General features: G+C 73.4%; 21 protein-coding genes. 15 read left to right on the top strand and 6 right to left on the bottom strand.

Annotated elements, in window-relative coordinates; genetic code table 11:
• Window positions 1-44: 44 nt before the first annotated feature.
• Complete coding sequence (locus tag QSJ60_RS13325) at window positions 45-2,330, top strand: polyribonucleotide nucleotidyltransferase (RefSeq protein ID WP_285463904.1); 2,286 nt, start codon at window positions 45-47, stop codon at window positions 2,328-2,330.
• Between the two features lie 102 nt (window positions 2,331-2,432).
• Here the strand turns inward: QSJ60_RS13325 and QSJ60_RS13320 are convergent, their stop codons facing one another.
• From QSJ60_RS13320 to QSJ60_RS13310, 3 genes are all read right to left on the bottom strand, one after another.
• Complete coding sequence (locus QSJ60_RS13320) at window positions 2,433-2,645, bottom strand: hypothetical protein (protein WP_189086071.1); 213 nt, start codon at window positions 2,643-2,645, stop codon at window positions 2,433-2,435.
• Window positions 2,646-2,647: 2 nt separating this feature from the next.
• On the bottom strand, window positions 2,648-3,304 hold the full coding sequence (locus QSJ60_RS13315) for an ArsR/SmtB family transcription factor (protein ID WP_230766511.1): 657 nt from the start codon (window positions 3,302-3,304) through the stop codon (window positions 2,648-2,650).
• 119 nt (window positions 3,305-3,423) lie between these two features.
• Window positions 3,424-3,882: an Lrp/AsnC family transcriptional regulator gene (locus QSJ60_RS13310; RefSeq protein WP_189086069.1), complete on the bottom strand. Its 459-nt coding sequence runs from the start codon at window positions 3,880-3,882 to the stop codon at window positions 3,424-3,426.
• Between the two features lie 167 nt (window positions 3,883-4,049).
• Between QSJ60_RS13310 and pdhA the strand changes: the two genes are divergently transcribed.
• The 4 genes from pdhA (at window position 4,050) to QSJ60_RS13290 (ending at window position 7,939) form a co-directional block, all read left to right on the top strand.
• Complete coding sequence (gene pdhA / locus QSJ60_RS13305) at window positions 4,050-5,189, top strand: pyruvate dehydrogenase (acetyl-transferring) E1 component subunit alpha (protein WP_285463903.1); 1,140 nt, start codon at window positions 4,050-4,052, stop codon at window positions 5,187-5,189.
• Complete coding sequence (locus QSJ60_RS13300) at window positions 5,186-6,196, top strand: alpha-ketoacid dehydrogenase subunit beta (protein ID WP_285463902.1); 1,011 nt, start codon at window positions 5,186-5,188, stop codon at window positions 6,194-6,196. The genes pdhA and QSJ60_RS13300 overlap by 4 nt, the downstream gene beginning before the upstream one ends.
• Window positions 6,193-7,560, top strand: coding sequence for a dihydrolipoamide acetyltransferase family protein (locus QSJ60_RS13295; RefSeq protein ID WP_285463901.1), 1,368 nt, complete (start codon window positions 6,193-6,195; stop codon window positions 7,558-7,560). The genes QSJ60_RS13300 and QSJ60_RS13295 overlap by 4 nt, the downstream gene beginning before the upstream one ends.
• Before the next feature lie 88 nt (window positions 7,561-7,648).
• Window positions 7,649-7,939, top strand: a complete 291-nt coding sequence (locus QSJ60_RS13290; RefSeq protein WP_285463900.1) for a 4a-hydroxytetrahydrobiopterin dehydratase — start codon at window positions 7,649-7,651, stop codon at window positions 7,937-7,939.
• A gap of 20 nt (window positions 7,940-7,959) precedes the next feature.
• On the opposite strand, the gene QSJ60_RS13285 is transcribed toward QSJ60_RS13290, so the two are convergent.
• Both QSJ60_RS13285 and QSJ60_RS13280 read right to left on the bottom strand, forming a co-directional pair.
• Complete coding sequence (locus QSJ60_RS13285; RefSeq protein ID WP_285463899.1) at window positions 7,960-8,439, bottom strand: GNAT family N-acetyltransferase; 480 nt, start codon at window positions 8,437-8,439, stop codon at window positions 7,960-7,962.
• On the bottom strand, window positions 8,418-9,029 hold the full coding sequence (locus QSJ60_RS13280) for a TetR/AcrR family transcriptional regulator (RefSeq protein WP_230766534.1): 612 nt from the start codon (window positions 9,027-9,029) through the stop codon (window positions 8,418-8,420). The genes QSJ60_RS13285 and QSJ60_RS13280 overlap by 22 nt, the downstream gene beginning before the upstream one ends.
• 253 nt (window positions 9,030-9,282) lie before the next feature.
• On the opposite strand from QSJ60_RS13280, the gene QSJ60_RS13275 reads away from it, so the two are divergent.
• The 8 genes from QSJ60_RS13275 (at window position 9,283) to QSJ60_RS13240 (ending at window position 18,649) form a co-directional block, all read left to right on the top strand.
• Window positions 9,283-10,890, top strand: a complete 1,608-nt coding sequence (locus QSJ60_RS13275; RefSeq protein WP_285463898.1) for a carboxyl transferase domain-containing protein — start codon at window positions 9,283-9,285, stop codon at window positions 10,888-10,890.
• A gap of 5 nt (window positions 10,891-10,895) precedes the next feature.
• Complete coding sequence (locus tag QSJ60_RS13270) at window positions 10,896-12,917, top strand: ATP-binding protein (protein ID WP_285463897.1); 2,022 nt, start codon at window positions 10,896-10,898, stop codon at window positions 12,915-12,917.
• The gene (locus QSJ60_RS13265; RefSeq protein ID WP_285463896.1) at window positions 12,902-14,068 is read left to right on the top strand and encodes an acyl-CoA dehydrogenase family protein; all 1,167 of its coding nucleotides are present in this window, start codon (window positions 12,902-12,904) and stop codon (window positions 14,066-14,068) included. The genes QSJ60_RS13270 and QSJ60_RS13265 overlap by 16 nt, the downstream gene beginning before the upstream one ends.
• A 16-nt stretch (window positions 14,069-14,084) precedes the next feature.
• Complete coding sequence (locus tag QSJ60_RS13260) at window positions 14,085-14,615, top strand: MaoC family dehydratase (RefSeq protein WP_285463895.1); 531 nt, start codon at window positions 14,085-14,087, stop codon at window positions 14,613-14,615.
• On the top strand, window positions 14,612-15,439 hold the full coding sequence (locus tag QSJ60_RS13255) for an HpcH/HpaI aldolase/citrate lyase family protein (protein WP_285463894.1): 828 nt from the start codon (window positions 14,612-14,614) through the stop codon (window positions 15,437-15,439). Before QSJ60_RS13260 ends, QSJ60_RS13255 begins: the two co-directional genes overlap by 4 nt.
• Before the next feature lie 74 nt (window positions 15,440-15,513).
• On the top strand, window positions 15,514-16,566 hold the full coding sequence (locus QSJ60_RS13250) for an aldo/keto reductase (RefSeq protein WP_229781768.1): 1,053 nt from the start codon (window positions 15,514-15,516) through the stop codon (window positions 16,564-16,566).
• 60 nt (window positions 16,567-16,626) lie between these two features.
• The gene (locus QSJ60_RS13245) at window positions 16,627-18,009 is read left to right on the top strand and encodes a M16 family metallopeptidase (RefSeq protein WP_230766547.1); all 1,383 of its coding nucleotides are present in this window, start codon (window positions 16,627-16,629) and stop codon (window positions 18,007-18,009) included.
• A gap of 37 nt (window positions 18,010-18,046) precedes the next feature.
• Complete coding sequence (locus tag QSJ60_RS13240; protein ID WP_189086055.1) at window positions 18,047-18,649, top strand: histidine phosphatase family protein; 603 nt, start codon at window positions 18,047-18,049, stop codon at window positions 18,647-18,649.
• Between the two features lie 45 nt (window positions 18,650-18,694).
• On the opposite strand, the gene QSJ60_RS13235 is transcribed toward QSJ60_RS13240, so the two are convergent.
• Window positions 18,695-19,180 carry a GNAT family N-acetyltransferase gene (locus QSJ60_RS13235; protein WP_285463893.1) on the bottom strand — a complete coding sequence of 162 codons (486 nt, stop codon included), beginning with the start codon at window positions 19,178-19,180 and terminating at the stop codon, window positions 18,695-18,697.
• A gap of 66 nt (window positions 19,181-19,246) precedes the next feature.
• On the opposite strand from QSJ60_RS13235, the gene dapB reads away from it, so the two are divergent.
• Complete coding sequence (gene dapB, locus QSJ60_RS13230) at window positions 19,247-19,999, top strand: 4-hydroxy-tetrahydrodipicolinate reductase (protein WP_285463892.1); 753 nt, start codon at window positions 19,247-19,249, stop codon at window positions 19,997-19,999.
• Window positions 19,996-20,430, top strand: a complete 435-nt coding sequence (locus QSJ60_RS13225) for a hypothetical protein (protein WP_189086052.1) — start codon at window positions 19,996-19,998, stop codon at window positions 20,428-20,430. Before dapB ends, QSJ60_RS13225 begins: the two co-directional genes overlap by 4 nt.
• The last annotated feature ends 23 nt before the right edge of the window (window positions 20,431-20,453 follow it).

The raw sequence follows: 20,453 nt of genomic DNA, 5'->3' as shown, positions 1-20,453 counted from the left end.
CGCGCCCACACGGGGTGCGACGGGAAACAAAGGAGAGAGACCTCTTGGAAGGTCCTGAAATCACGTTCGCCGAGACCGTCATCGACAACGGCAAGTTCGGCACCCGCACCATCCGCTTCGAGACCGGACGCCTCGCCCAGCAGGCGCAGGGCTCCGCGGTCGCCTACATCGACGAAGAGACCATGCTGCTCTCGGCGACGAGCGTCTCGAAGCAGCCGAAGGATCACTTCGACTTCTTCCCGCTCACGATCGACGTCGAGGAGCGCATGTACGCCGCGGGCCGCATCCCCGGCTCGTTCTTCCGCCGCGAGGGCCGCCCCTCGACCGAGGCGATCCTGACCTGCCGCCTCATCGACCGCCCGCTCCGCCCCTCCTTCGTCGAGGGTCTGCGCAACGAGGTCCAGGTCGTCGTGACCGTCCTCGCCATCGAGCCCGACGAGCTCTACGACGTGCTCGCCATCAACGCCGCGTCGCTCTCGACGCAGCTGTCCGGCCTGCCGTTCTCCGGCCCGGTCGCCGGTGTCCGCGTCGCGCTCATCGACGGCCAGTGGGTCGCGTTCCCGAAGCACGGCCAGCTCGAGGAGGCCGTGTTCAGCATGGTCGTCGCGGGCCGCGTCGTGACCGAGGCCGACGGCTCCGAGGACGTCGCGATCATGATGATCGAGGCCGAGGCGACCGACAACGCGTGGAACCTCATCCAGGGCGGCGCCGTCAAGCCCGACGAGACCGTCATCGCGCAGGGCATCGAGGCCTCGAAGCCCTTCATCAAGCAGCTCGTCGAGGCGCAGCAGCAGGTCGCCAAGACCGCGGCGAAGCCGACCGCCGACTACCCGACCTTCCCGCCCTACCAGCCGGAGACGAAGGCCGTCGTCGAGGCGCTCGCGCTCGACGAGCTCAAGGGCATCTACCAGATCGCCGGCAAGGTCGAGCGGCAGGACGCCGACGACGCCCTCAAGGCGCGCGTCAAGGAGCAGGTCGCGGCCAAGGTCGAGGCGGGCGAGCTGCCCGAGTCGGCCAACGCCGAGGTCTCCGCCGCCTACAAGTCGGTGACGAAGCACGTCGTGCGCTCGCGGGTCCTCGAGGAGGGCGTCCGCATCGACGGCCGCGGCCTCGCCGACATCCGCCCGCTCGACGCCGAGGTGCAGGTCGTGCCCCGCGTGCACGGCTCGGCCATCTTCCAGCGCGGCGAGACCCAGATCCTGGGCGTCACCACGCTGAACATGCTGAAGCTCGAGCAGCAGATCGACTCGCTGAGCCCGGTCACCAAGAAGCGCTACATGCACAACTACAACTTCCCGCCCTACTCGACCGGTGAGACCGGCCGCGTCGGGTCGCCGAAGCGTCGCGAGATCGGGCACGGCGCACTCGCCGAGCGCGCGCTCGTGCCGGTGCTGCCCACGCGCGAGGAGTTCCCCTACGCGATCCGTCAGGTGTCCGAGGCCCTCGGCTCCAACGGCTCGACCTCCATGGGCTCCGTCTGCGCCTCGACCCTCTCGCTGCTGAACGCCGGTGTGCCGCTGCGCGCCCCGGTCGCCGGCATCGCCATGGGCCTCATCTCCGACACCGTGAACGGCGAGACCCGCTACGCGGCGCTCACCGACATCCTCGGTGCCGAGGACGCGCTCGGCGACATGGACTTCAAGGTCGCCGGCACGAGCGAGTTCGTGACGGCCATCCAGCTCGACACGAAGCTCGACGGCATCCCCGCCTCGGTGCTCGCCGGCGCGCTGACCCAGGCGAAGGAGGCCCGCACCACCATCCTCGCCGTGCTCAACGCGGCGATCGACGGCCCGGACGAGATGGCGCCGACCGCTCCGCGCGTCATCAGCGTGCAGATCCCGGTCGACAAGATCGGCGAGCTGATCGGGCCGAAGGGCAAGACGATCAACGCGATCCAGGACGAGACCGGCGCCGACATCTCCATCGAGGAGGACGGCACCGTCTACATCGGCGCCACCGACGGCCCCTCGGCCGAGGCGGCCCGCGCCCAGGTGAACGCGATCGCGAACCCCACCAACCCGGAGGTCGGCGAGCAGTTCCTCGGCACCGTCGTGAAGATCGCCACCTTCGGCGCCTTCGTGTCGCTGCTGCCGGGCAAGGACGGCCTGCTGCACATCTCCGAGGTGCGCAAGCTCGCCGGCGGCAAGCGCGTCGAGAACGTCGAGGACGTGCTGGGCGTCGGGCAGAAGCTGCTCGTCGAGATCACCAAGATCGACGACCGCGGCAAGCTCTCGCTCGCCCCGGTCCTGCAGGAGGAGGCCGACGTCGAGGGTCGTGCCGCCACTGGCGAGCACACCGACGCGCCGGCCGAGGGTTCCGAGGTCGAGTGACCGCGGTTCCCGCCTGACACGCGGATGCCCCGCCCGATTCGTTCGGGCGGGGCATCCGTCGTTTCTGAGCCGCTGCGGACGACGCGCAGCGCCGCCCGGTGCTCAGAGCGGGAGGTAGCCCGCGCTGCGGAACAGCTCGTCGCGCTCGGCGAGGGCGCGCTCGGCTGCGGCCCGGGCTTCGGCCCGGCCGAGCAGCTGCTCCCGGTCGGTGCGTCGGCTGGCGCGGCGCAGGCCCCAGCTCGCAAGGCCGAGGCCGCTGCGGACGGCGAGGCCGGCGAGTCGGCCGGCGCCGGGGGAGAGGGTGGCGGTGGTCATGATCACTCCTTCCGAGTGTCGTCCTGGGTGGCCTCGCCGCGCACGAGCGGGAAGGCGTTGAGGTGGATCTGCACGGGCATGGAGCCCGGGGTGGGCGTGCGCTTGTACCGCTCGCCGAACTTCAGGAACACCGCGTCGATCTCGGCGACGAGCTCGGCGAGCTGCTCGACGGTGAGGCGGAGGTTGATCGTGTCGCTCGTCGCGACCTCGAGCCATTCCTTGCCGAAGACGTGCGGCCCGTCGGCGACGAAGTCCCGGTAGTTGCGGTCGCGGATCGTCAGCCACTCGTCTTCGACGAGCTTGGCGGCCAGCCGCTCGGCGCTGCCCGGGGGCAGGTCCTGCGGGTCGGGCACGGCGACCGAGCCGGGCGTGCGCTCCCACCATCGCTCGCGGCCGGTGCCGCGGCTCGTGTCCTCGCGGACGAGGCCGGCGCGCTCGAGCTGCCGGAGGTGGTAGCTCATGGACCCGCTCGACTCGCTCAGGCGTTCGCCGAGGCCGCTCGCGGTGAGCGGTCCGTAGGAGGACAGCTCGTCGTAGATGCGGATGCGCAGCGGGTGCCCGAGCGACTTCAGCGCCGTCGTCGACAGCACGTGGTCGATGCCGGGATGCCGGGTGCTGCTCGGCTGGGCCTCGATGTGGCTCGGAGTCGTCTCGCTCATGAGTGCAAAGATACCGTTGCAAAGAAAGCTTTGCAAGTATTTGTTTGCAAGCATTTGTTTGCAACGTCGTCTTGGTGGTCGCCCGCGAGGGCGGATGCGGCCGGCGCTGCGCGGGCGGCCTAGCGGTCGAGCAGCGGCCCGAGGCGATAGGGGATGAGCTCGCCCATCGAGAGCGAGGTCTCGGTGCGCTCCACTCCGTCGATCGCGAGGATCTCGCCGTCGATGCGGAAGAGATCGTGGGCGTCGCGGCAGACGACGCGCACGAGGAGGTCGACCGAGCCGGACAGCCCGTGCGCCTGCAAGACCTCGGGGATCTCCGCCACACGCGCGACGACCTCGCCGAGCTGCTTCTGCCGCACGTGCACCGAGACGAAGGCCTCGAGCGGGTAGCCGAGCGGCGCCGGATCGATCGCCCGCTCGAAGGAGGCGAAGGCGCCGGATGCCTCGAGCCGGGCGAGCCTGGCCTGCACCGTGTTGCGGCTGAGGCCCAGGCGCTCCGCGAGGGCGACGACGGTCGCACGGTGGTCGGCGGCGAGTGCGGCGAGGAGGGCTCGATCGAGCTGGTCGAGAGTGCTCATGCTGCGCAGTGTAGCGAGGTTCGAGCCCCGAGTGCTTGGCAACATGCTCAATGAACTCGGCGATGCTTGAGCTGTGTGACCTTCCGACGTAGCCTCTGGGTATCCGGCGACGTGGCCGGCGAGTCGGAGTGCCCACGAAGCGCTCCGCCGAACCAGGAGGATCGACGATGACCCTTTCCGACCGTGACGCGACCGGACTCTTGACGAGGCCCGAGTCGTTCGTGCAGCTCGTCGACGAGACGGGCGCCCGGCGGCACGATGCCGAATTCGACCCCTGGGTCGCCGACGTCGACGCCGCGGCCCTCGGCCGGCTCTACCGCGACATGGTCATCATCCGCCGGCTCGACGCCGAGGGGGTCGCGCTGCAGCGCCAGGGCGAGCTCGGGCTCTGGCCGCCGCTCGCCGGGCAGGAGGCCGCGCAGATCGGCTCCGTGCGCGCCCTGCGCGACGACGACTTCGCCTTCACGAGCTACCGGGAGCTCGCCGTCGCCTGGGCCCGCGGCGTCCCCGCGGAGGGGCTCGTGACCACCTGGCGCGGCACCGCGTCGTCCGGCTGGGACCCGGCCGCGCACCGCGTCGCCGTGCCGCAGATCATCATCGGCGCGCAAGCGCTGCACGCCACCGGCTACGCCATGGGATTGCGCTGGGACCACTCCGACGCCGCGGCCATCGCCTACTTCGGCGACGGCGCCACGAGCGAGGGCGACGTCAACGAGGCGTTCGTCTTCGCCTCGAGCTTCGAGGCGCCCGTCGTCTTCTTCTGCCAGAACAACCAGTGGGCGATCTCCGAGCCGGTCGGGCTGCAGTCGAAGCAGGAGCTCGCCCGCCGCGCCGACGGCTTCGCGATGCCCGGCCTCCGGGTCGACGGCAACGACGTGCTCGCGGTGCTCGCCGTCACCAGGATGGCCCTCGAACGCGCCCGCCGCGGGGACGGACCGAGCCTCATCGAGGCCGTCACCTACCGCATGGGCCCGCACACCACCGCCGACGATCCCAGCCGCTACCGCGACGAGGCGGAGCTGGCCGCCTGGCGGGAGCGCGACCCGATCGCCCGGCTGCTCGCCCTCCTCGAGGGGCTCGGGGTGGACGTCGCCGGGCTCGAGCGCGAGACGGCCGAGGCGGCGGATGCCGCAGCCGCCGAGCTCCGGGCCGCCTGCCTCGGCCTCGCCGACCCGCCCGCCCTCAGCGTGTTCGAGCACGTCTACGCGGAGCCGAACAGCCATGTCGCCCGCCAGCGCGAGCACTACGCGCGGTACCTCGCGCTCTTCGCCGACGAGGCATCCGACGAGAACGGAGCCGGACGATGACCCCCCTCACCCTCGGCAAGGCCCTGAACCGGGGCCTGCGCAACGCCCTCGCCGCCGACCCTCGCGTCGTCCTCCTGGGCGAGGACATCGGCACCCTCGGCGGCGTCTTCCGCATCACCGACGGGCTGCAGGCCGAGTTCGGCCGCGAGCGCGTGGTCGACTCGCCGCTGTCGGAGGCGGGGCTGATCGGCACCGCGGTCGGGCTCGCCTACCGCGGCTTCCGACCCGTCGTCGAGATCCAGTTCGACGGCTTCATCTATCCCGGCTTCGATCAGATCGTCGCGCAGGTGGCGAAGCTGCACTACCGCTCCCGCGGCACCGTCAAGGTCCCGATCACGATCCGCGTGCCCTTCGGCGGCGGCATCGGCGCGGCCGAGCACCACTCCGAGTCGCCCGAGGCGTACTTCGCGCACACCGCGGGGCTCCGCGTCGTCGTCTGCTCGAACCCGGCGGACGCGCACGTCATGATCCAGCAGGCGATCGCGAGCGACGATCCGGTCCTCTTCTTCGAGCCCAAGCGGCGCTACCACGCGAAGGGAGAGGTCGACGAGACGGCGAGCCTCGCCGACGCGAAGCCGATGGGCATCGCGACAGTCGTCGCGCCGGGCGACGACGTGACGCTCGTCACCTACGGCGCGCTCGTGCAGACCGCGAAGGACGCCGCGATCGCCGCGGCCGAGGACGGCGTCTCCATCGAGGTCATCGACCTGCGCTCGCTGGCGCCGGTGGACTACCCGACGCTCGAAGCCTCGCTGCGGCGCACCGGCCGGCTCGTCGTCGCGCACGAGGCGGGCCAGCAGGGCGGCGTCGGCGCCGAGATCGCGGCGAGCCTCACCGAGCGCTGCTTCGACTACCTCGAGCACGCGCCCGTGCGGGTCACCGGCCACGACATCCCGTACCCGCCCGCGAAGCTCGAGCAGCACCACCTGCCGGACCTCGACCGCATCCTCGACGGCGTCGACCGCGTGCTCGGCCGCGCCAACTCGCTCTCGGGGGTCGAGGCGTGAGCGGGGTGCGCGCGTTCGCGCTGCCGGATCTCGGCGAGGGGCTCACAGAGTCGGAGCTCGTCGCCTGGCGTGTGTCGGTCGGCGACCGCATCGAGCTCAACCAGATCGTCGCCGACGTCGAGACGGCGAAGGCCGTCGTCGAGCTGCCGTCGCCCTTCGCCGGGGTGATCACGGCCCTGCACGCGGAGCCCGGTCAGACCGTCGAGGTCGGCGCGCCGCTGTTCTCCTGCGAGACGGGCGACGGCGCGCCCGCCGGCGGCTCGGACGAAGGCGGCGCGGATGCCTCGGGCGGCGCCGGGCCCGAAGCCGACGCGCAGGCCGAGCCGAAGCGCGAGCCGACGCTCGTCGGCTACGGCGCCGCGGCCGATCGCGGACCGCGGCGTCGCCAGCGCGCTGCGTCGGCCGGCAGCGGGGCGTCGGGAGCCGGTGCCGGCGAGGCATCCGCCGCGACGTTCGGCACCGAGGCTTCGCGGCGCGGCGAGCGGCCCCGCTCGACCCCGCCGGTGCGCCGGCTCGCGCGCGAGCTCGGGGTCGAGCTCGACACGATCGAGGGCACCGGGGAGCGCGGGCTGATCACGCGCGACGACGTCGAACGCGCGGCGAACACCGTCCAGGCGCCATCCGCCGCCCCAGCGACGGCGCCCCGCCAGGCCCCCGGCGAACGACCGGCCGAGACCCGCATCCCGATCCGCGGCGTCCGCAAGCACACGGCCGCCGCGATGGTGCGCAGCGCCTTCACCGCCCCGCACGTGACCGAGTTCCTCACCGTCGACGTGACCGCGACGATGGAGCTCCTGCGCGGGCTGCGCGAGGATCGCGCCTTCGCCGGGCACCGGATCACCCCGCTCGCCGTCGTCGCGAAGGCGGTCTGCCTCGCCGCGGCGCGCACCCCGGAGGTCAACGCGCGCTGGGACGAGGAGGCGCAGGAGATCGTGCAGTTCGCGGGCGTGAACCTCGGCATCGCCGCGGCGACAGATCGCGGGCTCGTGGTGCCGGTGATCCCCGGCGCCGAGCGGATGACCCTCGTCGAGCTGGCCGATGCGATCGGCGCGCTCGCCGAGACGGCGCGCGCCGGGCGCACGAGCCCGGCCGAGCTGTCCGGAGGCACGATGTCCATCACGAACATCGGCGTCTTCGGGATCGACGCGGGCACGCCGATCCTGAACCCGGGGGAGGCCGCGATCCTCGCGACCGGCCAGGTGCGCCGGCTGCCGTGGGAGCACCGCGGCGAGATCGCGCTGCGCGAGGTGATGACCCTCTCGCTCTCCTTCGATCACCGACTCGTGGACGGCGAGCAGGGCTCGCGCTTCCTCGGCGACGTCGGCCGGTTGCTGCGGGAGCCGGGGCTCGCCCTCACGATGTGAGCGGGCCGCGGGGGATGGCGGTGTCGTCCCCCGCGGCGTAGCCTCGCCCGCAGGGCCGCGCGGGCGGCCCGGGACGGGGGACGAACGGATGGACGAACGCACACTGCTGCTCGCGGAGGACACCGCCGCGGCGCTCGCCGGCACGCCGTTCGAGCACGCCGTCGACCACCTCGTCGCGAGCTACGAGACGGGGGACTTCTCGGCCGGGGTGCGCCTCCTCGACCGCGTCGCGGTCGTCGCCGACGAGCTCGCGCACCATCCGGACGTGCACGTGCGCTGGGGATCGATCACCTTCGAACTGCGCTCGCACGACGTCGGCGGGGTGACCCGGCGCGACGTCGAGCTCGCGCAGCGCATCCACGCGCTCGCGAGCGACTAGCGGCGCCCAGGGCGCCGGCCTCAGTCGAGCTCGTAGACGAGGCGCTCCGTCTCGCCGCCGCGGGCGGGTGCGAACACGACTTCGCGGGCGACCTCCGCGAAGCCGAGCTTCGCGAGCACGGCGCGGGAGCCCCGGTTGTCGGCCGCGACCCTGGCGCGCACGGGGCGCTCCGGCAGCCCGTCGAGCAGGAGGCGCAGGGCGCGGGTGGCGATGCCGAGGCCCCAGTGGTCCGGGTCGATCCAGGAGTCGAGCACGGCCACGCCGTGCTCGCGGCGCACCTCCACGTCGCCGACGATGCGGCCGTCGGCGCGCACGGTGCGGGTGGTGAGCTCGGGGTCGGCGAGGCGCTCGGCCCAGCGGGCGTCGAACGCGGGCCGGTCGTCGTCGCCCGGCGCGAACGCGGCCTGGTGGACGGCGGTCTCGTCGTGGTGGAAGCGGAACAGTGCGTCGAGATCGGCGGCGCGGGTGGGGCGCAGCGTCACGACATGAGGCTCGCCCATGTCATTTCCTCCAGAATGCCGCGGATGGTGGTCGCGGCGGGTCGGCGCCCAGGGGTGCGGGCGCTGTGCGGAGTGGAGTTCATGAGGCCGAAGGCGGCGTGTGCCCGGACCCTGAGCTCCTCTTCGGCCAGATCCGGCCGGAGTCGATCGAGCACGCCGACCCACTGTTCGACGTACCTGCGCTGGAGGGTGCGCATCTCGTGCCGCGCGGCGGGGTCGAGCTGGGTGACCTCGCGCTCCTGCACGGCGATGACGTCGGCGTCGCCGACGGCGAACTCGACGTGGAAGCGGATGAGGGCGCGCAGCGCCGCCTCCGGGGCGGCATCGACGGCGAGCACGCGTTCGGCACCGTCGAGGAGCGCCCGGCTCGCGTCGACGAGGATCGCGGCGAGCACCGCGCCCTTGCCCGGGAAGTGCCGGTAGACGGCCGGGCCGGAGACGCCGACGGCCGCACCGAGTTCGTCGAGGGTGACGCCGGCGTAGCCGCGCGCCGCGAAGAGCGCGGCGGCGGCGTCGAGGATGGCGGCGCGCCGATCGGCCTTGCGGAGGCTCCGCTGCGTGGGGGCCTCGACCTCGGTGCCGCTCGTCATCCGTGCTCCGCGTCGTCGGGAATTCAGTGAATGCAGGTTAACCGGGTTCCGTTCGAGCGGTCAACCTGGCGTGCCGGCCGGGACGGCATCGGCGACGGTGGAGGCGGCTGCGCGCCAGAGCCGCCTCCCGCGGGGTCGACCCCCTCCGGCGGCGGATGCCGCGCTTGCCGTTTCGGTTAGTCGCCACTAACATCAAATCGAGTTAGCGGGCATTAACCGAAGTGTCCGCCCACGCCACGACGGAGAGGCGGACATGGGCGCGTTGCAGTCAGCAGTCGACCCGGCATCCGAGCGCGCGATCGCGAACGCCGCCGGTCACGCCGAGCTCGCCGCCGAGCTGCGCGAGCGGCTGGCGCGGGCCGCCCTCGGCGGGCCCGAGGCCTCCCGCGAGCGCCACGTCGCCCGGGGCAAACTGCTGCCGCGCGACCGGGTGGCCCGGCTCCTCGACGAGGGCAGCCCGTTCCTCGAGCTCGCGCCGCTGGCCGCCGAGGGGCTGTACGGCGGCGACTCGCCCGGGGCCGGACTCATCACCGGCATCGGCCTCGTGCACGGTCGCCCCGTCATGGTCATCTGCAACGACGCCACCGTGAAGGGCGGCACCTACTATCCGATGACCGTGAAGAAGCACCTCCGGGCGCAGGAGGTCGCGCTCGAGCACCGGCTGCCCTGCATCTCCCTCGTCGACTCCGGCGGGGCGTTCCTGCCGATGCAGGACGAGGTCTTCCCCGACCGCGAGCACTTCGGCCGCATCTTCTTCAACCAGGCGACGATGTCGTCGCTGCGCATCCCCCAGCTCGCCGCCGTGCTGGGCTCCTGCACCGCGGGCGGCGCGTACGTGCCGGCGATGAGCGACGAGACCGTCATCGTGCGCGGGCAGGGCACCATCTTCCTCGGCGGCCCGCCGCTCGTGAAGGCCGCCATCGGCGAGGTCGTGACCCCCGAAGAGCTCGGCGGCGGCGAGCTGCACGCGCGCACCTCCGGCGTCGTCGATCACCTCGCCGAAGACGACGAGCACGCGCTCGAACTCGTGCGCGACATGGTCGCGACGCTGCCGGCACCCGCCGAGCGGGCCTGGGCCGTTCGGGAGCCGCGACCGCCGGCGGTCGACCCAGCGGGGCTCACGAGCGTCGTCCCGGTCGACGTGCAGCAGCCCTACGACGTGCGCGAGGTCATCGCCCGGCTCGTCGACGGCAGCGAGTTCGCCGAGTTCAAGCCGGAGTACGGCGACACGCTCGTCACCGGCTTCGCCCACCTCGACGGCCACCCCATCGGCGTCGTCGCGAACAACGGGGTGCTGTTCAGCGAGTCGGCGCTGAAGGGCGCGCACTTCATCGAGCTCTGCGATCAGCGCGGCATCCCGCTCGTGTTCCTGCAGAACATCTCGGGCTTCATGGTCGGCCGCGACGCGGAGGCCGGCGGCATCGCGAAGGACGGCGCGAAGATGGTCACCGCCGTCGCGACGACGCGCGTGCCGAAGCTCACCGTCGTCATCGGCGGCTCCTTCGGCGCGGGCAACTACTCGATGTGCGGGCGGGCCTACTCGCCCCGCTTCCTCTGGATGTGGCCCAACGCCCGCATCTCGGTCATGGGCGGGGAGCAGGCCTCCTCGGTGCTCGCCACCGTGAAGCGCGAGCAGCTCGCCACGCGCGGCGAGGACTGGCCGGAGTCGGACGAGGCGGCGTTCCGCGCCCCGATCCGCGCGCAGTACGAGGAGCAGGGCAGCCCGTACCACTCGACCGCGCGGCTCTGGGACGACGGCATCATCGAGCCGGGCGATACCCGCACCGTGCTCGCGCTCGCCCTCGAGCTCGCGAGCCGCACCCCGCTGCCCGAGCCGCGCTTCGGCCTCTTCAGGATGTGATGGCGATGACCGATCAGCAGCTGCGCCGCTCCGCCGGCCCCCGGCCCTTCGACCGCGTGCTCGTCGCCAATCGCGGCGAGATCGCCGTGCGCGTCATCCGCACCCTGCAGCGGCTCGGCATCGAGGCGGTGGCCGTGTACTCGGATGCCGACCTGGACGCCCCGCACGTCGTCCTCGCGGACCGCGCGGTGCGCATCGGGCCGGCCCCGGCGGCCGAGAGCTACCTCGATCCCGAGCGGCTCGTGCGCGCGGCGGTCGAGAGCGGCGCCGAGGCCGTGCACCCCGGCTACGGCTTCCTCTCCGAGCACGCCGGCTTCGCCCGCGCCTGCGCCGACGCCGGGCTCGTCTTCATCGGCCCGGGCGAGCGCGCGCTCGACGTCATGGGCGACAAGATCCGCGCGAAGCGGCACGTCGCCGAGAGCGGGGTGCCCGTGGTGCCCGGCGTCGCCGACCCTTCGCTCGACGACGCCGCCCTGCTCGAGGCCGCCGAGGCCGTCGGCTACCCGATCCTCGTGAAGCCGTCCGCCGGCGGCGGCGGCAAGGGCATGCAGCTCGCCCGCGACCGCCGGGAGCTCGCCGAGGCGCTGCCGACCGCGCGCCGCGTCGCGTCGGCCGCGTTCGGCGACGACACGCTCCTGCTCGAGCGCTTCATCGAGCGGCCCCGGCACATCGAGGTGCAGGTGCTCGCCGACGCGCACGGCGCGGTGGTGCACCTCGGCGAGCGCGAGTGCTCGTTGCAGCGGCGGCACCAGAAGGTCATCGAGGAGGCGCCGTCGGCGCTGCTCGACGAGGCCACGCGCGAGCGCATCGGCCTGGCGGCCTGCGAGGCCGCCAGGAGCGTCGACTACCGCGGCGCCGGCACGGTCGAGTTCCTCGTCTCGGATGCCGCGCCGGGCGAGTTCTTCTTCATCGAGATGAACACGCGGCTGCAGGTCGAGCACCCCGTCACCGAGCTGGTGACCGGGGTCGACCTCGTCGAGCAGCAGCTGCGCATCGCCGCGGGGGAGCCGCTCGGCCTCTGCCAGGACGCGCTTCGCCTCGACGGGCACGCGATCGAGGCGAGGCTCTACGCCGAGCGGCCCGCGGACGGCTTCCTCCCCGCCACCGGCCCGGTGCTCGTCTGGCGTCCGGCCGGCGGCGACGGCGTCCGCATCGACGCGGGCCTGCGGGCCGGGCAGGAGATCACCGCCCACTACGACCCGATGCTCGCGAAGCTCATCGCCTGGGGGCCCGACCGCGCGACGGCGCTCGAGCGGCTCCGGGCGGCGATCGACGAGACCGTCGTGCTCGGCGTCGAGACGAACCTCGAGTATCTCGGCGAGTTGCTCGACGATCCCGAGGTGCGCGCCGCACGGCTGCACACCGGGCTGATCGATCAGCGTCAGGCGCCCGCGGCGGCCCCGCCGAGCGCGGCGGCGCTCGCCGCGGCGACCGCGCTCGCGGAGGACGAGGCGCGCGCCGCCGCCGGTCCTGACGCGCACGCCTGGCAGCGCGAGCGCGGCTGGCGCGCCTCCGAGCCCGCTCAGTCCGGCGAGGCATCCTCCGCCCGCGCGGAGCCGGACGTCGTCGCCGTGCGCGCCCCCGACGGGGCGATCTGGGTGCACGCCGACGGCCGTGCCCAGCGCATCGTCCCGGTCGACCGCCGCACGGCGCTCGAGCGCCGTCTCGCCGCCGCCGAGCGCGGGGGAGCGGCCGACCCCGTGCTCCGGGCACCCATGCCGGGCGCCGTCACGGCCGTGCTCGTGCGCGACGGCGACGCCGTCGAGGCGGGCGCCGCGATCCTCGCCATCGAGGCGATGAAGATGGAGCACCGCGTCGTCGCGCCCTTCGCCGGCGTCGCGCGGGTCTCCGTCGCGGTCGGCGCGCAGGTCTCCCGCGAGCAGGCCGTCGCCGCGGTCGAGCCGGCCGCCGCCGCCACCGACGACGCCGACCCCGACCCCGGCCGCGCCGACCCCGGCGCCGCCGAGCCCCCGGCCCACGAGGCCACGACCCACGAGCAAGGAGCACCGCAGTGGACTACCAGCTGAGCGACGAGGAGCAGGCGCTCTTCGACCGGGTGAAGGACTTCGCCGACACCGTCGTCGCGCCCGCCGCGTACGAGTACGACACGAAGCGCCGGCTGCCGCTCGAGATCATCGCGCAGATGGGCGAGCTCGGGCTGTTCGCGCTGCCGTTCCCGGAGTCGGTCGGCGGCCTCGGCAAGAGCTACTTCCAGCTCTGCCTCGCGGTGGAGGCCCTCGGCCGGGTGGACCAGTCCATCGGCGTGACCCTCGAGGCGGGCGTCGGGCTCGGCGTCATGCCCATCTACCGCAACGGCACCCCCGAGCAGCACGCGGAGTTCCTGCCCGATCTCATCGCCGGGCGCGCGCTCGCCGGATTCGGCCTGACCGAGGCGGGCGCCGGATCCGACGCCGGCGCCACGCAGACGACCGCGGTGCTCGACGGCGACGAATGGGTGATCAACGGCTCGAAGCAGTTCATCACGAACTCCGGCACGCCCATCACGGAGCTCGTCACCATCACCGCGGTCACCGGCGAGCGGGAGCTCCCCGACGGCACGGTGAAGAAGGAGCTCAGCTGCATCATCGTGCCGAACGGCACGCCGGGCTTCACCGTCGAGGAGGGCTACGACAAGGTCGGCTGGCACACGAGCGACACCCACCCGCTGACCCTCCGCGACGTGCGGGTGCCGGCCAAGAACCTGCTCGGCGAGCGGGGCCGGGGCTACGCGAACTTCCTGCAGCGGCTCGACGAGGGGCGCATCGCCTTCGCGGCGCTCGCGACGGGCGCGGCGCAGGGATGCCTCGAGGAGGCGCTGCGCTACGCGAAGAGCCGCGTGGTGTTCGGGCACGAGATCGGGCGCAACCAGCACATCGCCTTCAAGATCGCCAAGATGCAGGCCCGGGTGCACCAGGCGCGGCTGGCGTGGCACGACGCCGCGCGCAAGATGGACGCGGGGCTGCCCTTCAAGATGGAGGCCTCGATCGCGAAGATGGTGTGCGGTGAGGCGGCGATGGACAATGCCAGGGACGCGACGCAGATCTTCGGCGGCTACGGCTTCATGAACGAGAATCCCGTCGCCCGCCACTACCGCGACTCGAAGATCCTCGAGATCGGCGAGGGGACCACCGAGGTGCAGTTGATGATCATCACGAGGGAGCTCGGGCTCGTGGCCTGAGCGCGAGGAGGTCGCCATGACGGATGCCGGCGCGGAGACGCCCGCGCTGCGCGAGATCGTGCAGCGGGGCCTGTGGTTCGAGGAGTTCGAGGAGGGCGTGCGCTACGTGCACCGGCCGGGTCGCACCGTGACCGAGGCCGACAACGTGCTGTTCACGACGCTGACGATGAACCCGCAGCCGCTGCACCTCGACCGGGCGTTCGCCGAGACGCAGCCGTTCGGCCGGGTGCTCGTGAACTCGATGTTCACCCTGTCCACGCTCGTGGGCCAGTCGGTCGCGCAGCTGACGCTCGGCACCCTCGTCGCCAACCTCGGCTTCGGCGAGATCGCCTTCCCGGCGCCGGTGTTCGTGGGCGACACGCTCTCGGGGGAGAGCGTGGTCGAGGGCAAGCGGCTGTCGTCGTCGCGGCCGGGCGAGGGCGTCGTGACGCTGGGGCACACTTCGCGCAACCAGGACGGCGTCGTCGTGGCGCGCTGCACGCGCAGCATGCTCGTCTGGACCCGTGAGGCGGGGGAGCGGGCCGCGGCGGGCGGGGCGCGATCGTGAGCGGCGGGTTCCGATTCGGCCCCGCGCTGCTGTTCTGCCCGGCCGACCGTCCCGACCGCTACGAGAAGGCGCTCGAACGCGCGGACGCGGTCATCCTCGACCTCGAGGACGCCGTCGCCGCCCCGGCGAAGCCCGCGGCGCGCCGGGCGCTCGTCGAGCACCCGCTCGATCCGGAGCGGGTGATCGTGCGGCTCAACCCGGCGGCGAGCGGCGAGCTCGAGGCCGACCTCGAAGCCCTCAGCGGCACCGAGTACCGCACGGTCATGCTCGCGAAGTGCGAGGGCACCGCCGACCTCGTCGAGCTCGGCGACCTCGAGGTGATCGCGCTGTGCGAGACCGCGCGCGGGGTGCTCGCCGCGGGCGAGCTGGCGGCCCTCGCCCCGGTGATCGCGCTGATGTGGGGTGCGGAGGACCTCGTCGCCTCGCTCGGCGGCACCTCCAGCCGCTTTCCCGACGGGCGCTATCGCGACGTCGCGAGGCACGCCAGGTCCCAGGTGCGCCTCGCGGCCGCCGCGCACGGCGTCGCGGCGATCGACGCCGTCCACCTCGACCTCGACGACGAGGCCGGGCTGCGGGCCGAAGCCGACGACGCGGTCGCCCTCGGCTTCGAGGCGACCGCCTGCGTGCACCCGCGCCAGGTGGCGCTGGTGCGGGCGGCGTACCGGCCGGATCCGGATGCCCTTGCGCAGGCCCGCGCAGTGCTCGCCGCCGCCGCGGGAGAGGGCGGCGTCTTCGCGCACGAGGGGCGCATGGTGGACGCCCCGCTGCTGCGGCAGGCCGAGGCGGTCGTCCGCCGCGCGGGCGGTTCGCCAACGATTCGGTAACGCTTCGGCCGCCATTCACGGGCGGTGGTATCCCTGCCCCGTACGCTCGGAAGCGATCCTGGGGAGGAGGAGCGGTGGCACGCCACACGATGACGAGAGACGCGCAGCGCGAGCGCGAGGCGGTCGAGCTCGAGTTCGACGCCGAGGTCATCGACGAGCCCACCGACGTCCTGGTCGAGTCGAACCCCGTCTCCGGCCCCATCCGCGTCCCACGCAAGGCCGCCCTCGGCGACACCGGCATCGCGGTGCACCCGCTCGCCCTCGGCGGCAGCGTCTTCGGCTGGACGCTCTCGCACGAGGCATCCTTCGCGGTCCTCGACCGCTTCGCCGGTCTCGGCGGCGAGCTCATCGACACCGCCGACGCCTACGCCTCCGGCCGCAGCGAGCAGATCATCGGCGCGTGGCTCGCCGACCGCGGCCTCCGCGACCGCATGACCGTCATGACGAAGGCCGGCCGGCACCCCGAGCACCGCGGGCTGTCGCCGCGTTCGCTCCAGGGCGCGGTCGACGCCTCGCTCGAGCGGCTCAGGGTCGAGCGCATCGACGTGCTGTTCTTCCACGGCGAGGACGCGGAGGTGCCGCTGGAAGAGAGCCTCGGCGCCGTCGACCGGCTGATCACGGCGGGCAAGGTGCGCTCCATCGGCGCCTCGGACTTCTCGCCGGAGCGGCTCATCGAGGCGCGGGTGCTCGCCGCCAACGGCCTGCCCCGCTTCCAGACCGTGACGACCGCGTACAACCTGATGGACCGTCGGGGGTTCGAGGGGGCGCCCGAGCTCGTCGCGCACGCCCAGGGCCTCGCCGTCCTGCCGTACTTCGCGCTCGCGGGCGGCTTCCTCGGCGGCGGGGTGCGCCGTCGCACCGATCTCCGCCACGACGCGCGCGGTGCACGCCTGGCGCGCCACCTCGGCCGCCGTGGGCACCGCGTGCTCGCGGTGCTCGACGACATCGCCGCGGAGCACGGCGTCACGCCCGCGACGATCGCCGTGGCCTGGCTGCAGTCGCGCCCGACGGTCGCCGCGCCGGTCGCGGGCGTCTCGCGCCCCGAGCAGGTCGACGCGCTCCTCGCGGCCGGATCCGTGCAGCTGCAGCGCTCCGAGCTCGTCGAGCTCGACCGCGCCTCGGCCTGAACCGCGGTCGCCCGGACGGGGGCGACCCACCTCCGGGGGACGTGGCTTAGGCTGTTCGGGATGAACGGCGCTGTCGACCTCCCGCTCGGCCTGGCCGAGCTCTCCTTCCGGGCGGCCGGGGAATCGCTCGTCCGGCGCAGCGTCCTCCCCTCCGGCGTGCGGGTCCTGAGCGAGCAGGTGCCGGGCGCCCGCAGCGCGACGATCGGCTTCTGGGTCGCGGTCGGCTCGCGCGACGAACAGCCGACCGGGGCGGGGCATCCGGCCACCTACGGCTCGACGCACTTCCTCGAGCACCTGCTCTTCAAGGGCACCGCCGGGCGCAGCGCGCTCGACATCGCGGTGTCCTTCGACGCGGTCGGCGGCGAGCACAACGCGCTCACGGCGAAGGAGCACACCTGCTACTACGCCAAGGTGCAGGACCGCGATCTGCCGATGGCGGTCGAGGTCCTCGCCGACATGTTCACCTCCTCCCTGCTCGACGCCGGCGAGTTCGAGACCGAACGCGGCGTCATCCTCGAGGAGCTCGCCATGGCCGGCGACGACCCGGCCGACGTCGCGGGCGAGCGCTTCTTCTCCGCGGTGCTCGGCGAGCACCCGCTCGGCCGCCCGATCGGCGGCACGCCCGAGACCATTCGCGCGGCGACGCGCGACGCCGTCTGGGAGCACTACCGTGCGAACTACCGCCCCCAGGACCTCGTCGTCACGGTCGCCGGCGCGGTCGATCACGACGAGCTCGTCCTCGTGCTCGAGCGCGCACTGTCGGATGCCGGCTGGCGCATGGACGAGCCGGGCACTCCGGTCGAGCGCCGGACGGCGGAGCCCGCACTGCTCGAGCGCGGACCCGAGCTCACCGTCGTGGAGCGCCCGATCGAGCAGGTGAACCTGCTCGTCGGCGTCCCCGGCCTCGTCGCCTCGGACGAGCGCCGCCCGGCGATGAGCGTGCTGAACGCGATCTTCGGCTCCGGCATGAGCTCCCGGCTTTTCCAGGAGGTCCGCGAGCGGCGCGGGCTCGCCTACTCGGTGTACTCCTTCGCCCCCGCGTACTCCGACGCCGGACTCTTCGGCATGTACGCCGGCTGCGCGCCGCAGAAGGCCGGCACCGTCGTCGAGCTGCTGCGCAGCGAACTCGAGCGACTCGCCGAGCACGGCGTCGCGCCCGAGGAGCTCGCCCGCGCGGCGGGCCAGCTCGGCGGCGCCTCGGCGCTCGCCCTCGAAGACTCCGACACGCGCATGTCGCGTCTCGGCCGCGCCGAGCTGACGCTCGGCGAATTCCAGGATCTCGATGAGGCGCTCCGGCGCATCGCACTCGTCACCGCCGACGACGTGCGGGCGCTCGCAGCGGACCTCGTCTCCCGGCCCTACTCGGTCGTCGCCGTCGGCGCGACCGACGAGGCCGCCCTCAGCGGAGCGGCCGAGGCCGTCTCCGCGACCAGCGTCGCCTGAGCGCGGCATCCGATCGACGACAGGGAATCGAAACCTCGTGGCACACCACCTCTACCTCGTACGCCATGGCGAGCAGCTCGACGCCGAGCACGGCATGCCGGACGGACCGCTTTCGCCGAGGGGCCGCCGTCAGGCGGAACTGCTCGCCGAGCGGCTCGGCGGCATCCCCTTCGACGCCGCCTGGCACTCGCCGCTGCAGCGTGCGGCGGAGACGGCCGAGATCGTCGCCGCGAAGCTCCCGGCGGTGACGCCCGAGCCCTCGGCGCTGCTGTTCGACTGCATCCCGTCCGGCCCGGCACCGGAGACGCCCTCGGCCTACGCTCCGTTCTTCGGCGCGGTCACCGACGCTGAGATCGAGGCGGGCAGCGCGCAGATGGCCGATGCCGTGGCGGAGTTCCTCCGCTCGCACCGCGACGACCGGCACGAGCTGCTGATCACGCACAACTTCGTGATCGCCTGGTTCGTCCGCGAGGTCCTCGGCGCCCCCGACTGGCGCTGGGTGTCGATCAACCAGGCGAACTGCGGCCTCACGGTGCTCACGCAGAAGCCCGGCCGGCCGTGGAGCCTCGTCGTGCACAACGACCTCTCGCACCTGCCGCCCGAGCTGCGCACCGGCCTGCCCGAGCCCTACGCGCTCTGAACGGGCGCCGAGCGCGAGCGACGGCCGCTCGCCGGGCGGGATGCCTCAGCCGAGGCGCTTGCCGAACCAGTCCGTCGCGTTCGGGTTCGCGTTGTACGGCTCGATCGGCGTGAAGCCGCTCGCGCGGTAGAGGCCGCCGGCCGCCTCGAGGCTGCGGTTCGTGTCGAGCACGAGCTCCTGGGCGCCGAGTTCGCGCGCCCGCTGCTCGAGGGCGTCGAGGAGTCGCCGCCCCTCGCCGCCGCCGCGCGCCGCCGGGGCGAGCCAGAGGTGCTTGACCTCGAAGCGGATGAGCTGCTCGGGCTCGGGGGAGCGCTGGATGCGCCGCACCCCGCCGCAGCCGACCGCGCGCCTGTCCTCGTCCACGACGAGCAGGAAGGCGCCCGCCGGTGCGGCGAACTGCGCCGGATCCGGGAACGTCGGGCGGTACTCGCCCTGCTCGGGCGGGAAGCCCTCGGCCCGCTCGGCGAAGTACGCCGTGAGCATGGCCTGCGCGTCCGCGTCGGCGACGTCGACCTCTCGGTGCTGCAGCATGGCCCCAGCCTACGGCCGTGGCGAGCGCCCGACCGGGTGCGCGCTGCCCCGCGATAGGCTGGCGGGGTGACGATACGGGTCGCGGTGGCCGGGGCCACCGGCAAGATGGGACAGCTCGCGACGAGGCTCATCGAAGCCGCCGACGACCTCGAGCTGCACGCCGGGCTCGACTCCCGAGCACCGCTGACCGCCCTCGACGGCGCCGACGTCGTGCTCGACGTCACCCACCCCGCCGCGAGCGCCGCGATCGTGGAGCATGCCGTGCGCGGCGGCATCCCCGTCGTCGTCGGCACCTCCGGCTGGTCGGCCGACCGCATCGTCGGCATCGAGCGGCTCGTCCGCGACACCGAGGGCGCGCGGGCCGTGCTCTTCGTGCCGAACTTCTCCATCGGCAGTGTGCTCGGCACGGCCTTCGCCGCGCTCGCGGCACGCTTCTTCGACTCCATCGAGGTCGTCGAGGCGCACCACGCAGGCAAGGTCGACTCGCCCTCCGGCACCGCGGTGCGCACGGCCGAGCTCATGGGCGAGGCGCGGGCCGCCGCCGGCGAGCCGCCGGTCGCCGCCCCGCACGTCGACCAGCGGGCCCGCGGGCAGCTCGTCGCGGGCATCCCCGTGCACAGCCTGCGCATGACGGGCCTCCTCGCCGAGCAGCGGGTGCTCCTCGGCGGCGACGGCGAGACCCTGCAGATCACCCACTCCACGCTCTCGTCGAGCTCCTACGAGGCGGGCATCCTGCTCGCCCTGCGCCGCGCCCCCGAGGCGGAGGGCGTCAGCGTCGGCCTCGACGCCCTGCTCGAACTCGGGCTCGGCGCACGATGAGCGTGCGCATCGGCGCCGTCGTCATGGCGGTGCTGCTCGCCGTGTACCTCGTGCTCGTCGGCTGGCGGGCGGTGCAGTTCATCGGCACGGGCGAGCCGATCGCCGTCGCGATCGGCGTGGCCCTGCTCGTGCTGCCGCTGATCGGGGCCTGGGCGCTCTGGCGCGAGGTCCTCTTCGGCGCCCGCTCGCAGGCCCTGATGACGACGCTCGCCGAGGAGGGCGGCACCGAGCTCGGTCTGCCGACGCTGCCGAGCGGGCGGCCCGAGCGGCAGGCCGCGACCGAGCGCTTCGACGAGTTCCGGCTCGCGGTCGAGGCCGAGCCCGAGTCCTGGCGCGCCTGGCTGCGGCTCGGGCTCGTCTACGACGCCGCGGGCGACCGGCGGCGGGCCCGTCAGGCCGTGCGCCGGGCCATCGAGCTCTCCCGCGCCTAAGTCGGCCGCGCGCGAGCCGCACC

Source organism: Agromyces sp. NBRC 114283 (assembly GCF_030268405.1).
GTDB lineage: Bacteria > Actinomycetota > Actinomycetes > Actinomycetales > Microbacteriaceae > Agromyces > Agromyces mediolanus.
Note: the sequence above shows the minus strand (reverse complement) of the source record. Positions and strands in the feature narration are given on the sequence as shown.

Bases quoted from the DNA above. Each gene is read 5' to 3' on its own strand.
- QSJ60_RS13320 (WP_189086071.1), bottom strand. From the start codon at position 2,645: ATGACCACCGCCACCCTCTCCCCCGGCGCCGGCCGACTCGCCGGCCTC.
- QSJ60_RS13270 (WP_285463897.1), top strand. From the start codon at position 10,896: ATGACCGATCAGCAGCTGCGCCGCTCCGCCGGCCCCCGGCCCTTCGAC.
- QSJ60_RS13300 (WP_285463902.1), top strand. From the start codon at position 5,186: ATGACCCCCCTCACCCTCGGCAAGGCCCTGAACCGGGGCCTGCGCAAC.
- QSJ60_RS13285 (WP_285463899.1), bottom strand. From the start codon at position 8,439: ATGGGCGAGCCTCATGTCGTGACGCTGCGCCCCACCCGCGCCGCCGAT.
- QSJ60_RS13235 (WP_285463893.1), bottom strand. From the start codon at position 19,180: ATGCTGCAGCACCGAGAGGTCGACGTCGCCGACGCGGACGCGCAGGCC.
- QSJ60_RS13260 (WP_285463895.1), top strand. From the start codon at position 14,085: ATGACGGATGCCGGCGCGGAGACGCCCGCGCTGCGCGAGATCGTGCAG.
- QSJ60_RS13225 (WP_189086052.1), top strand. From the start codon at position 19,996: ATGAGCGTGCGCATCGGCGCCGTCGTCATGGCGGTGCTGCTCGCCGTG.
- QSJ60_RS13315 (WP_230766511.1), bottom strand. From the start codon at position 3,304: ATGAGCGAGACGACTCCGAGCCACATCGAGGCCCAGCCGAGCAGCACC.
- QSJ60_RS13310 (WP_189086069.1), bottom strand. From the start codon at position 3,882: ATGAGCACTCTCGACCAGCTCGATCGAGCCCTCCTCGCCGCACTCGCC.
- QSJ60_RS13290 (WP_285463900.1), top strand. From the start codon at position 7,649: ATGGACGAACGCACACTGCTGCTCGCGGAGGACACCGCCGCGGCGCTC.
- QSJ60_RS13245 (WP_230766547.1), top strand. From the start codon at position 16,627: ATGAACGGCGCTGTCGACCTCCCGCTCGGCCTGGCCGAGCTCTCCTTC.
- QSJ60_RS13280 (WP_230766534.1), bottom strand. From the start codon at position 9,029: ATGACGAGCGGCACCGAGGTCGAGGCCCCCACGCAGCGGAGCCTCCGC.
- QSJ60_RS13275 (WP_285463898.1), top strand. From the start codon at position 9,283: ATGGGCGCGTTGCAGTCAGCAGTCGACCCGGCATCCGAGCGCGCGATC.
- pdhA (WP_285463903.1), top strand. From the start codon at position 4,050: ATGACCCTTTCCGACCGTGACGCGACCGGACTCTTGACGAGGCCCGAG.